This window comes from Sphingobium lactosutens DS20, from assembly GCF_000445105.1.
In the GTDB taxonomy this organism is placed as follows: Bacteria; Pseudomonadota; Alphaproteobacteria; order Sphingomonadales; family Sphingomonadaceae; genus Sphingobium; species Sphingobium lactosutens.
The window spans coordinates 65,214-78,299 of record NZ_ATDP01000036.1 but is presented as its reverse complement, the minus strand read 5'-3'; the positions used below and the strand labels follow the sequence as shown (position 1 = coordinate 78,299).

Annotated in this window: 11 protein-coding genes; 5 read left to right on the top strand and 6 right to left on the bottom strand. The window is 62.8% G+C overall.

Translation table 11 applies throughout. The features are described from left to right. Window positions 1-71: 71 nt before the first annotated feature. Window positions 72-829, top strand: a protein-coding gene (locus tag RLDS_RS54935; protein WP_107395150.1) for an IS5 family transposase whose coding sequence is annotated in 2 segments (ribosomal slippage) — window positions 72-399 and window positions 399-829 — 759 coding nt in all. Because the reading frame shifts where the segments join, the coding sequence is not laid out codon by codon here. Window positions 830-842: 13 nt separating this feature from the next. On the opposite strand, the gene RLDS_RS30315 is transcribed toward RLDS_RS54935, so the two are convergent. After that, the gene (locus RLDS_RS30315) at window positions 843-2,000 is read right to left on the bottom strand and encodes a tyrosine-type recombinase/integrase (protein WP_021224398.1); all 1,158 of its coding nucleotides are present in this window, start codon (window positions 1,998-2,000) and stop codon (window positions 843-845) included. 222 nt (window positions 2,001-2,222) lie between these two features. Between RLDS_RS30315 and RLDS_RS30310 the strand changes: the two genes are divergently transcribed. Further along, a complete protein-coding gene (locus tag RLDS_RS30310; protein ID WP_031297253.1) occupies window positions 2,223-3,191 on the top strand; it encodes a hypothetical protein in 969 nt (322 codons plus the stop codon). On the opposite strand, the gene RLDS_RS30305 is transcribed toward RLDS_RS30310, so the two are convergent. Genes RLDS_RS30305 through RLDS_RS30295 form a run of 3 tightly spaced genes read right to left on the bottom strand, consistent with a single transcriptional unit; the run spans window position 3,142 to window position 6,439 of the window. Beyond that, window positions 3,142-4,131, bottom strand: a complete 990-nt coding sequence (locus tag RLDS_RS30305) for a TniQ family protein (protein ID WP_269078207.1) — start codon at window positions 4,129-4,131, stop codon at window positions 3,142-3,144. The genes RLDS_RS30310 and RLDS_RS30305 overlap by 50 nt on opposite strands. Before the next feature lie 38 nt (window positions 4,132-4,169). Continuing rightward, window positions 4,170-4,985, bottom strand: a complete 816-nt coding sequence (locus tag RLDS_RS30300; protein ID WP_084514624.1) for a TniB family NTP-binding protein — start codon at window positions 4,983-4,985, stop codon at window positions 4,170-4,172. Continuing rightward, the gene (locus RLDS_RS30295; RefSeq protein ID WP_236616773.1) at window positions 4,982-6,439 is read right to left on the bottom strand and encodes a Mu transposase C-terminal domain-containing protein; all 1,458 of its coding nucleotides are present in this window, start codon (window positions 6,437-6,439) and stop codon (window positions 4,982-4,984) included. Before RLDS_RS30295 ends, RLDS_RS30300 begins: the two co-directional genes overlap by 4 nt. A 335-nt stretch (window positions 6,440-6,774) precedes the next feature. On the opposite strand from RLDS_RS30295, the gene RLDS_RS30290 reads away from it, so the two are divergent. After that, window positions 6,775-7,479 (top strand): hypothetical protein, encoded by a 705-nt coding sequence (locus tag RLDS_RS30290; RefSeq protein ID WP_021224393.1) that lies wholly within the window; start codon window positions 6,775-6,777, stop codon window positions 7,477-7,479. A gap of 56 nt (window positions 7,480-7,535) precedes the next feature. On the opposite strand, the gene RLDS_RS30285 is transcribed toward RLDS_RS30290, so the two are convergent. Continuing rightward, a complete protein-coding gene (locus RLDS_RS30285; RefSeq protein ID WP_031297249.1) occupies window positions 7,536-8,516 on the bottom strand; it encodes a ParB/RepB/Spo0J family partition protein in 981 nt (326 codons plus the stop codon). 207 nt (window positions 8,517-8,723) lie between these two features. Beyond that, a complete protein-coding gene (locus tag RLDS_RS30280; protein WP_021224391.1) occupies window positions 8,724-9,929 on the bottom strand; it encodes an AAA family ATPase in 1,206 nt (401 codons plus the stop codon). 528 nt (window positions 9,930-10,457) lie between these two features. Between RLDS_RS30280 and RLDS_RS30275 the strand changes: the two genes are divergently transcribed. Together RLDS_RS30275 and RLDS_RS0127460 are read left to right on the top strand one after the other, a co-directional pair. After that, window positions 10,458-11,753, top strand: a complete 1,296-nt coding sequence (locus tag RLDS_RS30275; protein WP_021224390.1) for a replication protein RepA — start codon at window positions 10,458-10,460, stop codon at window positions 11,751-11,753. A 494-nt stretch (window positions 11,754-12,247) separates the two neighbouring features. After that, window positions 12,248-13,084, top strand: coding sequence for a DUF7146 domain-containing protein (locus tag RLDS_RS0127460; protein ID WP_031297247.1), 837 nt, complete (start codon window positions 12,248-12,250; stop codon window positions 13,082-13,084). The last annotated feature ends 2 nt before the right edge of the window (window positions 13,085-13,086 follow it).

The following is a 13,086-nucleotide window of genomic DNA, read 5'->3' as shown; positions in this document are numbered from 1 at the left end:
TAAGGCCTGTGGACATTCAGGATTCCCACGCTGCCTGATTTCTGATTCAGGATTCCCAAGGGGAGTTCTGAATGGACGAGCAGCGATTTGTGGTGACGGATGGGATATGGGCGCGCGTTGAACCCCACCTTCCCGGCAAGAAGAGCGATAGCGGTGTGACGGGTAAGGACAATCGCATGTTTTTAGAGGCGGTTCTCTGGCGTGTGCGCACCGGTCTTCCATGGCGGGATCTGCCGCCGGAATTCGGCAATTGGAACAGCGTGTTCCGGCGCTTCCGGCGATGGGCGAAGGGTGGTGTTTTCGAACGTCTTTTCAGAGAGATCCGCGGCGAGCCGGATTTTGAATACGCGCTGATCGACGGTACTATCGTTCAGGCTCACCAGAAGGCGAGCGGCGCAAGGGGGGGACTCACGCTCAGGCCATCGGGCGCTCGCGCGGCGGACTGACCACCAAGATCGTGGCGCTGGTCGATGCGCTTGGAAACCTGTTCAACCTTGTTCTCCTGCCGGGTCAGGCTCATGACCTGAAAGGCGTCGCACCGCTGATCGAGGACGTAGCATTCGATGCGCTTCTGGCCGACAAGGCCTTCGATGCTGACTGGCTGCTTGCCGAGTTGGATGTGCGCGGCGCGAGCGCAGTCATTCCGCCCAAAGCGAACCGCAAGATCAAGCGCAATTACGACCGGCATGCCTATAAGTGGCGACACCTGGTCGAGAACTTCTTCGCGAAGATCAAGGAGTTCCGAGCCATCGCTACGCGCTACGAGAAAACTGCCTGCAGTTACACCGCCAACTGGCACCTCGTCGCGACAATCCTCGCCGCGAAGTGAATGTCCACAGGCCTTAGGAACCCGGCTGCCCGCCACCATCGCGCAAGCGTCCCAGCACCCGCGCCGCGGCATTGTTCCCTACGGCCAGCTCGCGGGCATAGCGCAGCGCGGTGGTCGGCGACGACCAGCGTAGGGCCAGCGCGATCCCGGCGCCGTCTTCGCCCGCCGCGAACAAGTCCTGGGTCAGCCCCACCCGGAACGAATGGGCGCTAAGCGAGCGGACCGTGTCTCCTTCCATCCCGGCTTCCAGCTCAACATGGCCAAGGTCGATAGCCTCGAACACCCGGCGGCGCAGGATCGCCACCACGCCTTGCCGGGTGAGCGGCTTCTGGCCGATATAGTGCCGCTGAGTCTGCTCCCCCGCATCGTCTGGCGGACTGGTCAGCACGTTGATCCGCCGGAACACCGCCCCTTGCGTGATCCCGCTCGCCAGCAGCCAGGCCGAGAGGCGCGCCATGGTGTCGGGCGAGAGCCAAGCCAGAGCCCCCTCCCCCAGCTGGTCGGTCTTCGAATGCGCGATCTCAAGCCGCCCGCTCCCATCCACAGCCTGACTGAGATCGGCTACCGTTGCCCCGACCAGCTCGGAAACTCGCAGGCCTGCGTCATAGGCAAGGCTGATGAGCGCCGCATCGCGCTTGCCCGTGATGTCGGTACCGCACGAGGCGAGCAGCCCCTTGATCGTCACCCCTTCGGGCGGCGCCTGCCCCTCCGCCATCGCCTCGCCAAACCGCAGCGGCGCGGCCTGACGCTGCCGTTCGCGCCTCTTACGCCGGATCGCTTTCAGCGTGTCGCGAACCATCCCCGCCTGCGTTGGCAGCGGCTCCTTCTCGCCGAACCCGAGGATGCGGTGGATCCGGGCGATCGAGGCGATCCGCCGCGCCAGCGTCGCGGGTTTGGCCGGGGCCCGGATTTCCGATCCCTTGGCCAGCCAGTGAAGATAGTGGACGAGGCTTTCCGGATCGGCAGGAACCGCGGTGACGACGGGCCGCCGCGACTTGCACCAGGCAAGGAAGCACCGGAGGTCGGCGGTGATGGCCGCCTTTGTCGCCGGCGCCATCGCCGCAACCGCCGCCTCGAGCGCCAGCGGGCGCGCGGCGCGCGCGTCGACCAGCGGGGCATGCGCGCCCAGCACCAGCTCGACCGAGGACCGGAAAGGTCGATCAGCGGTCATACGCGAAGGGTACTTCGAGCGGCGTGCATGGGGCAATTTCTGGCCAAAATGGGCATTTCCGGCAAGCTCGATTTTACCATAACATCCGATTATGGAAAATCCGTGTTTTCAGGGGGTCGAATGATAGGATACCAAACTGGCGTTTAGGTGAACTTTGCATTGACCGCATTTTCCGGCGCAATTATCCCACCTTCCGATGTACATCGCGCCGAGACATTTCCAGTGAAACAGTCAACCGACGCCAGTCCTATCGCTTTCCGGATCGGCCAGATCGACGCGCTGGCCAAGACCCTGCTCGCCTCCCCTGCCCTCTATTCCCCGGAAATGCGCGCGTCGCTGGCGCTGCGCTGGCTCAGCCGGGCGTGGCAGCAATACCGCCAGGACCGGGCAATCACACTCGGTCCCGCGCTGATCGGGGCCGAATGCGCGACCGAGCGCAATGCCTTTCTGACCCTGTTCGAACAGGCCCTGCCGCGCCGCGAGAAGCTGCTTTCCCAGGCGGTCCGGACCGTGCGCAAGATCGCCATCCGGCCGATGGCGAGCGAGGTCACCGAGGCCGAAACGATCGTCGCAGCAAGCACCGATGAGCTCGAGCGGGTGCTCACCGTACTCGCCCAGCCCAAGCGGCCCACTGCGCCGCTGGAGCGCCTGCTCGAGCTGGTCGACGGGTTTCGCTATTCAACCGGCGATGAACCCGATCCCCTGTCCGCGACCGCGCGAACCCCGTGCTGGGCGATCAACCTGGCCGCCACAGCGCGCGGCGACGCGTTTCGCCTGAGCGAGACCGCCCTGCCCTTCCCGGGCCTGGCCCAGCGCCGGCTGTTCCGCGCTGATCGCGGCGCGCAAGAAAGGCGCGCCGACGCGCGCGAACATCTGCTCGAGGCGCTGCACGCCACCGCCTGCGACATCGCCCGGCTTCCGCGCGCGGCGGAGGTCTTCACGCGTGAATTTCCGAGCCAACGGACCAACTCGCGGCTGTACCTCGCCTGGATGCTGCTATTCGGCCTCGGCGGGTTGACGCCGGCCCAGCTCGCCCGCGCGCTGCCAGCGACCAAGGCCGGGGCAGGCAAGCTCCTGCGCCAGTTGGAGGCAGGCCATTTGGCGCGCAGTCAGGGGCCATTCGCGCCCTTCCTGTGCACCCTCAATATCCCGGTGGCCATGCCCGACTGGCGTTACCTGAGCTCAAAATAGCTGCCGCGGGCAGCCCCAGCAGGCCGCCGAAGTGGCGCTCGAACACCGCCGCCCTGGCCTCATCGATATCCCTGCGCTCCCGCACCCAGGCATAGGCGCGCAGCAAGTCGAGGAACTCCGGCGCCATCCACGCCGAGGCTGACTTGGGCGGAGCACAGGCCCGCAGGCGGTAAGGCATTTTCACAGGCGCTTGAACGCCGCCGCCGACTGTCGGACATTCGGGCAATCGTGCCGCAACCAGACGCTCGAAGCGGCGCGCAAGCGCATGCCGGTTGCCATGCGCGAGGGCCAGCATGCCGATGCGATCGGCCGAAAAGTGGAACAGGTTTGCGGCGAAACGGGCATGGTAGCGTTTGTTGGGCGGCGCCATGCCATGCCCATCGCGGGAGCCGGCCAGATAGGCCAATTCCGCCGCATTACGCCGCAGCGCGCCTGGTCGAACCCGGTATGCCCAGCGTCGCCGCTCCGCCACAATGGTAGCCAATCCCAGATCCGCTTGCGAAATCGGGCTCGCAACGTCCCGCAACAGGCTGGCCATGTCGGTCAACGGCAACTCGTGGTCGTGGCAACGCCAGCTTGCCCGCAAGATCCATTCCCGGCGGACGATCATCGGCTTGCCCGCCCGTCCCGCTTCGTACCAGCAGCGCGCACAGGCGTATCGCCTTATGCGCCGCGGCAGCACGTCGTGCGCCTGGCAGGCGAGAAAAGTGGCGGAAATCCTGTCGTTTTGGCATTGCACGGCCCAGGCGAGGCGCTCGACCAGATTGGCAAAGGCACTGTGCCAAGCCACGTCCAGCCCCCGCGCGCCGCGCGCCAGGTCGTATCCAGCAAGAGCCGGTTCGATCCCGACATGGCGGAAAAGCGCCGCACGGGTCGTCTCGTGGGCCCGGGTCACCCGGTCGATCCAGGAGTCGAAACATTCATCGGCAAGCGGTCGCACCCGGAACGCCAGCGGCTCCGGCTCGAGCCCGAGCGCGATCACCGCGCCGGGTGACCGGGGAGCAAACCCGCAGCCTCACGGATATCGGCGAATTCGACGCATTCGCGGCCGTGACGACGCGCAACCTTCTGTCCCCAGTGCAGCAGCCGTTTGAAGTTGCCGGTAACCCCGAGACTGTGGCGCCACAGGAATTCGGCGATTTCCGGCTCAGCAAGCCGGTCAGGCTCAATCAGCTGCATCCCGTGCGCCAGAACGCGGATCAGCCGCTGCGATGCCTCGCCAGGCGCCCAGGGATTGAGCCGCACGATGATCGAGCGATAGGCCAGCTCGACATCTTCGGCAAAGATGTCCGCCGCGACGTCGAGCCCGGCGACCACCATCGGGACATTGCCCTCGCTCATCAGGAAGCGGAATGCATCGAGCGTGTCGCGCCGCGCCCTGCCGCCAGCGGTGAGGATGGCATGGACATTATCGATCCCCACGAGCCTTGTGCGCTGCCGACGCAGGAGTTCAACCACCTTGAGATCGGCAATACGGTGGGTTTTCCCGGTGATCGGCCAGCCCTGCTTCCACAGCAGCGTCAGGTTGATCTTGAGCGCGGTTGAACCCGACGGAATGACCGTGCGCAACATCGGCTCGTAACGGGCCTCACCCCAATCGGCAGGTTCGGGAAAATCGAGCGCAATCCGGCGCTGGGTCTCGCGCAGGATCGAGGTCTTGCCCATCCCCGACTGGCCGACAAGCAAGACGCAGGGCGGTCGCTCGTCGGGCTCGTCGTGCGCCAGTTCGACCAGTGTCGTAACCGCCGTGCGCGCTTCGTCGAAATCGATCCAGAAGGCTGAATTTCCGCTCATTTGCGCCATTTCAGCCAATCATTGTCCGGCAGATCCGCAGCCGGGATCCAATGAACTTCGGCCCGTTCGATCCGCCCCTTGGCCTGGGGTGAGTGTGCCACGCCTTCGCGCTCCTGCCGCTTGCGCTCTTGTCGGCTACTCGCTGTGCGCTGCCGTGCCATGGCGACTTCGCGCCGCGCGGCCTGAATGTACCGGGCGGTCGCTGCCTTTGCGCCATCCGCCTGAAACGCCGCCCCTGCCCGCCGCTGGCGTTGCCGTTCGGCTTCCCATTCGGGCTCGCTGATATCTGGGTAGTCGCCGACCACGGGCAAGACTACGAACTGGCCATCGATCTCCGCATAGATCCGCTGCAGCGTGCGCTCATCATGATGCACGGTGATTTGTTGGCCAATTCGGGCCGCCAGAACCGGATTCCAGTAGCGGCGGTGCAGGATTTGAACGCCGTAAGCCTGAACGGTTCGCTGCCGCGCCGGCAGGAACTGGCGGGTGAGATGCTCAACATCAAGGCAAGCCGGTAGCAGCGGAGAATGGCCGGAAACCGCCGTTTTCCACGCCTGTGCAGGACATTGTCCGCCCAGCCCCTTGTGCGGACCGTTGTGATAGATGGCGATCTGGAACAGCAGCCAGCGCTCGAATTCGGGCAAGGTCATCGCTGCCGCCTGTCCGGCGTCATAACCATCGCGCTGGGTGACATTGCCGCCCGTCGCACCAGGTAGCAGCCGCATCTTCCCAACCATTGTGCCGATCAGGCGCTCGATGTGGCCTCCGAAGTGGGCCGGTCCGCGTGGACGGATGTCGGGATCGATGCCGTTGGCCAGGCAAGCTCGCCTGAAGCTCTCCGCCCGGTGCGGTGCTGCGTGATCGGCATGGAGCCGCCGGAATTGCCCATACATCGGGTAGGAGACATCGACGCCCAATTGCTCAAGCAGCGGTTCCTTGGGCAGCAAGGCGTTGGCCACCGCCCGGCCACAGCGGAAAATCGAAGGATCGCCGAAACTGACATAAAAGCCCAGAATACTGCGGGTCCAGACCTCAACCAGCAACGTTATCCAGGGGCGGGCGAGCTCCTCGCGATGTACGCTGTCGACGAGAATCACATCTGCCCGCGTATGATCCATCTGCACGAGATCGAGCAGGCCCTCGCTGTGATAGGCGCCCGGATGAGGCTCATGGGCGCTGCGCTGCTTCGAGCCCATGCTCGAGCGAGCCCGCTGAGGCTCGGATATCTCGCCGATCAACCTGATCAGAGTGCGCTCGCTCGGTACCTCGCCCGGCGCGAAGCAGAACTCCCCATCCTGCGCGATCAAAAGACCATGAATTTCCCGGGCTGCCAGGGCCGCAGTGGGCGGTGGCTTTGTCAGGAATACTTCCTGGGTAAGCCGGTCGATCGCCTCCCTCACCGGCTCGGCGATGCGATGACTGCCAATCCGGGGACCGCGAGGGGTTGGAGCCAAGCTCGACGCCACAGGATTTGCGCGAAATCTGCCTACTAGTCGTCGTATCTGACGGTCGCTCAGCCCTGACTGGGCAGCGACAGCGTCAATGACTTGTGCTGTCAGTGGCCCGTCGAGTGGGACGAGGCGTCTGAAGATGGGGTAGAGTTCCGCACCTGTCGCCAGAGCTTCCGTGGACGCGACTTTCGTGCGGCTCGGTTTGCGTTCGATCACCCGACCTCCCGTGGCCGGATATCGACCGATTCAATGACATCAATTCTGGCAGAGGCATCGACACGGAATCCTAACCTGCCAGAATTGTTGGCATGGAAATCAGGATAATACATTGATATTCAGTGCATAAATGCGGTTTCCATAAACTTTGGCAGCCGACAGTAGCTGTAACGGAACCGCTTTATGCCACGGAGCACCCTGCCCTCGTCCGGGCGCTCGAGCGTGTTCGCCAGCATGCCCGCATCGACGCGACCATCGAGCCATGGCTAGGCCTGGCCTTCGCGCTGCGTGATTACGATCTGACGACGACGCCTCTGCCTTGCCTCGCGGGAGGGACCAAGGCGCTGCGCCTCAAACGGATGCCTTCGGACGAGGACTGGCAAGCGGCCGTTCGCTCGGTTGAAGCGGCCGCCGTTGCCGGGCTTGATCGCCTCGATCGACTCGAAAGGCTTTATCGGGATGCACAGCGCAAGATTATGGCCGAGTATCGGCCAGGCATGCTTCCCGCCCTTGCTGCGCTAAGCTGCCATCATCCGGTGCTTTCGCCGCAATCGGTGGCTGGCGCGCTCGGATTGACTCTTGCTGGCGCAAGCAAGCTCCTAGCACGAGCCACCTCAGCCAAGCTTCTCGTCGAGATTACGCGGCGGCGATCCTGGCGCATCTTCGTTGCCGCAGATCTAGCTGTCGACTTTGGCTTAGTGGCGCCCAAACGCGGCCGACCTCCTAAGGAGCCCCCTCCCCTGCCCCCAAGTCGGGACCTGGCCGAGGCGTTTGCCGCCTTCGACCAGGAGATGGAGCGCATAGACGCGCTTCTCGCGAGCCGCTGACCTCCACTCCTGTCACATTGGCTAGCGCTTCCGGAGCCGCGGTCCGCCGGTTTTGCTCAAGGCTCAAGCAGGCTGCGGATCGATTCCAGAACCTCGTCGGTCGAAGCACCCGAGCGTGGCAGCACCTTCAAGGACAGGCCGCCGCGGCTGCCCCGCGTATAGCGCAACATCGCCCTCCCGTTCTTCGCCTTAAGCTCCACTTCCGCGCCACCCTTTTGCTTCGGGGCGACGGTCGCCCGCACGAGCCGCTTGGCGACCTCGGCGCCCGGCAACTTGGCTCCGAGATCAGCTCGCTCGCTCTCGATCAGCCGGGCCTCTGCCTCCATCAACGGCAACATCTTCGCGTCAACCGATAGCGGCTTTACGTCGCGGGCAATCCGCACGGTGATGTCGTGAGGATCGCTGAAGGCTGCTACGATGGATTGAGGCAGGCGCGCCACGTCGAGGAGCCGGCTGAGCCACGAGCGAGATATCTTGAGGTGCTCTGCCATCTCGGCCTGCGAGCCATTGTAGAACTCCGCCAAAGCCCGCGAATATTCCTTCGCCCTCTCCCAATCGGAAATGTCTTTGCGTGAACGATTCTCGATGTCCGAGACTCGGAATGCTTCCTCGTCGGAAACGGACTGGATCGTGACGAGGTAGTCATATTCAGGATGGTGATGTTCGCGCAGCCACTTGACCGTCCACCAGCGCCGTACCCCGGCGATGATTTCGAAATCGAAGTCAGGATCGCCTTGCAGTCTCCTGACGATTGCTGGAATGCGCTGCTTCTTCGCCGACAGGAAGGCGTCGATGAGATCGCGACAGGTCTCTTCATTGAGGTGGTCGAGATCGCGATTATGAAGCCGCCAAGGCCGGCATCTCGCAGGATCGACCCACTCGGTTCGATCGGTCACCACCTTGCCGGATGCGATGCGGGCCAGGGCCTGACTGCGGCTCGCCATTATGCCTTCTGCCGGCGCAGCGGTGTCGGGTTCGGCCGCCTCGTCGAGACCCTCAGTAAGACTGCTGCCGAAGCCTCTGTTACCCTTGGACATCATCGCTTTATCCCACTCGAATTGTTCCACCCTGCCGCGATTGCCACGTGGCAACTAGGCCCAAAAAGCCGCTTTGCGAGGGTTGCGTTGCCACGTGGCAACCGGCGTTCGTTGCCGCGGGTAATCCACTGCGTGCGCCTCGCCGCGCCAGACGTAAAATATTGATATACCGATGTGTTTCGAGTTGTTGCCACGTGGCAATTCATGTCACGCCACCTCCCCTGCCCGGCTCTGCCATGTGCGCAGGACATCCTTTTCGATGTCGAGGCAAACCTCGTTCAGGTACTTCACGCAGCGGTTGTGGACCTCGTGGGAGGTGACTGGTCGATCCAGTTCGAAAACGGTCTTCATCCGTGAGCTTGCGTTGTCGATTTCGGCGCTGGTGCGCAGCACCGAACCGATCATCGAGCCCCCAAAAACCTGACGCATCATGGTCAGGATTTCGCTTTGCATCGATTTGCTCTCGTCCACCCGGCTCCCTACGAGGCGTATAAAATTGTAGGCTGGCTTCACCCTTCCCGCGAGCTTCTCCAGCTGCCGCATGGTGGTGCGGGCCATGTCGATAAAGGAAACGGTTGACGCAAAGTCGATCACGCTCGGCGGAACCGGTATCACCATCGCGTTTGCCGCCTGGAGGACAGCCATGGAGACCATGCCGAGCGCCGGCGGTGGATCCATAACGACGATATCATAGTCGTCTACGACGTCATCGATCGCTTGCGCAATCATGTCGATGATGTCGAAACTCTGGTTCTGCGCCAGATAGCCTGCGATCTCGTACTCGAGATTGTAGAGCTTGAGGTTGGCAGGGATCAAATCTAGCCCGAAGAAATGCGTCTTGCGGATGATCTTACGAACCCCGAGCAGCTCGGGGTTGTGGAAGTGCCCGTAAAGCGTGTCTTCTTCTGACAGATCGATATCAGGTCGGTACCCGAACATCATCGTCGAGCTTGCCTGGCTGTCGCAGTCGATGAACAGCACGCGATAGCCACGAATGGCGAAATGCTGCGCTAGGTGAAGTGCAATCGTCGACTTGCCGACGCCTCCCTTGAAGTTCGACACGGAAATGATGGCCGGCACGTCCTCAGGCGAGCGCCACGGCCGCGTACCGAACACCTCGCGCATATGGTCGAGTTCCTCGAGTGAATATTGCACCCGGTGACCCGACGCCGTCCGCCCCCGCGCCGGCAGGCGGCCGTCCCGTTCGGCCTCGCGGATTGCAGAAGCCGTGCGGCCAACCAGCGCCGCCGCCTTCGAGATAGGGAAGGACGGTCCCTTCTTCGCGCCAGTCTCGGGATCGATTGCGTTGTCCCGGATCCGTTTCAGGATCGTGAGCGCGCGCCGGTGCAATAGGCCGAGACCGTCATCCAGCAGTTCGTCCTGAGGTGCTTCTAGGGTTTGTTCGCTCGCCATGGCCGCCACTTTGTGAGATTGAAGCCAATCTCTACCGCTGTTGGCAGTTTGGAGCAAGAATTGTCCACCAACCTTGCAACTTCACCGATGATCTCCGAGCCGTTTTGGGGCTTCGAGAGTTCGCCAGCTCCTGACTTGCGGCAGCGACCGATGATCTCGGTGCGGTTATCCGCGGCCAGTGCGTTCCCGAACGCTCACGTCGTTGTGGGGATCAGGGCTGTGGATAACCGCCGATGATGTCGGTGCGAGCCGATGAACTCGGTGCCGGAAAGCGATGATCTCGGTTCCGACCCGACCGATGATCTCGGAGCCCATACCTAAAGACTCGAATCCCTATAGAAATCCGATTGGGCGAATCGTTTTTCAATTTTTCGAGAAGGGGAGGGGGCAAACCGCACCGACATCATCGGTAGATTTGGAGGTTTCGCTCTGCTGCCGGCGTTGAAACTGCCAACATGCTTGCCAAAGCTGTCCGAAGCTGTTGAAAGGGAGGCAATCAGAGCCCGTGAGTCGGGGAAGGGCAAAGGCATGAGCGGTGACAGCCATAAACCGATAGGGCATCAATACGCTCTTGCCATGCTCGACGGCGGCGAGGACCGGGTTCGCCGGGTCGCCCAGGCCGCTGGCACGCAACTCACGATGGACGCATTTCTGCGCGTCCATGACGAAGAACCGGTACCGGCGTTCCTCCATTCCGCGCTCTGCGCCATGAGCCTGCCCACAAAGCGGCCAAAGGACGACACCCAGCCGATCTTACGCGAAGACGGCAGGTATGCTCTCGCCATCAATCCCAAGCCTATTCTTCAGACGGTAGACGGAAAGCCCGTCTTCCGCAGCCTGGGAGTTCCATACGGAGCCTATCCGCGAGTCGCGCTGATTTATTTGCTCTCCCAGGCGGTCACAAAGCGCTCGCGTGATGTTTATCTGGGCCGCAACTTCACCGAGTGGATGCGCCGGCTCGGTTATCAGACCGTGTCCTATGGACCACGCGGCACGGCCAACCTCATGCGCGAGCAGGTCGACCGTCTGCTCGCCTGCGAGTGGCAGATCCGGTGGGACGGCACGGATGCCGGCGATAACGCCTTCGCCGTGCGAGACGTCAAGATCTCTAACGAATATGCCGGAAGCTTGGGCACGAACGGTGCTTTTGCCCGCGAGATCCGGATGTCCGAAGCGTTCTACAGCCATTTGGTGGATCATGCGGTACCGCTCAACGAAGTCGCCATCCGCGAGTTGAAGGGCACCCCGACGGCGCTCGATCTCTATACCTATCTGGCATATCGGCTGCCGCGAATCACAGGCAAGGGTCAGATCATATCCTGGGATCAGCTTGCCAAGCACCTCGGCAACGATGCCGACAGCAAGCGCTTTCGTCAGACGGTTCGAGAGACAATGCAGCTCGTGTCAGCTGTCTATCCGAATGCAAATGTCGATCTGTCGGGACGCAAGGTCGTGCTTCACCCGTCCCCGGCGCCCCTGGAGCGCAAGCTCGTGGGGTCGCACTTGCGGCTCATCGGTGCTCAGCCGGATCAAACGGCACCGAGATCATCGGTCAGCGCGCCAAAAGCGAAAGCTCAGGTCGGCAAGGACGAGCCCAAGCAGGCTTTCCCTGCAGGTTCGATGAGCTACGGAACACGAGAGGCAGCCTTTAGAGCGATTGGCCTCGAAAAGGGCAAACCCTGGTCGGTCGATGATATGGCGACAGCGTTCCGGGCAGGCTTTCCGGGGATCAAGCAGCCACGGACCGACACCGAATGGCTACGCGTCTGGGAGGCGTTCGTCATCCGCTATGCCGAGCGGCGATCTCAATCCGGCAGCGAATGACCGATGATCTCCGTGCGTTTCCGATGCTGCCTGAGAACAGCAGCGGGGGAGGGGGCAACCCTGCCGTCGCCATCCAAGGTAAGCCTAGAGGGCTGCTACGAAGGTGCCCCCCAAGGCTCATAAGAAGAAGATGTAGCTCGCCAATTGTAGCTAGCTCAACCCCCGCAAACTCACATAGACAGCAGCGTTGACTTCACCGGCGGCATGACGCTGATCTGCAGGCTCTTGTCGGTCCTTCGCCCGGAATTTAGGCTAATCCCTTGAACTCCATAGCATTTTGGTAGGGGTCCGGCACAGGGCGCAGCGCTGCCCAGGCCAGCCACTGTGCACGCCCCCAGTTCCTCATCTGAACAGTTCAGGCCGCGTAGAGATGCCCCCCGAAGCTCATACAAAGCGAAGAGAAAGACGGCGGCACCTCGCTGACGCGACGGCTGCTTCACTGTGGATGCATGGAAAGAGGGGAGGGGGAGGGCGAGCAGCGAAAGGATGAGCTCATGTCCCTAGTCGCTCTCAAGCCCAGCCAGGAGCTGGTCGATCTCGTCGGCTCCCTCGGGGGGCATTGGCATGGCCGCGTCGCCATGTGCCGTTGCCCATCCCATGCTGACAACAGGCCGAGCCTTTCCTTGCGCCAAGGTAACCGCGGAATCCTCGTCACCTGCTTTGCCGGGTGTGATCGCGAAGATATCCTGCGCGAGCTCCGGCGTGTACCACGCCGCGGGCCGTTCACCTACACTGACGGTCCCTTACCCCACGCCGGCAATGTCGAACGTCTTTGGGCTGAAGCGCAGCCTGTCGAGGGCACCTTGGCGCAGCGCTACCTCGAGCTTCGCAGTCTCTGGCCGCTCAGTGAAGGCCTGCGCTTTCATCCGCGTTGTCCGTTTCGGCCCAAGCCCTGGACCAGCTACCACCCCGCCTTGCTCATCGCTGTTCGCGAGGGCCGGCAAATGAAGGCAGTGCAGCGCATATTCCTCGACCCGACCACCGCAAGATACCGCATGAAGCTGATGCTCGGCCGACCAGGAGCGGGAGCATGGCAGGGAGAAGGGGAGGGGAGTGACACGCTTGCCCTCGCCGAAGGTTTTGAGACGGCTGCCGCCTTCACCCGGCTGAACGCCATTCGGTGCTGGGCCAGCATGGGAGCGCGCCGCTATGCCCATCCTCGCCTGCCCGATACGCTGCGACGCTTGATCCTGGCGGGAGATGATGACGCGGAAGGGCAACGTGCGGTGGAATTTGCCGAAACCATCTATGCCCGGCCGGGCCTTGTCATCGAGCGAAGCTTTCCTCCTGGGCATAATGACTGGGCCGATGTCCTGGAGAGCATGCGCTGACG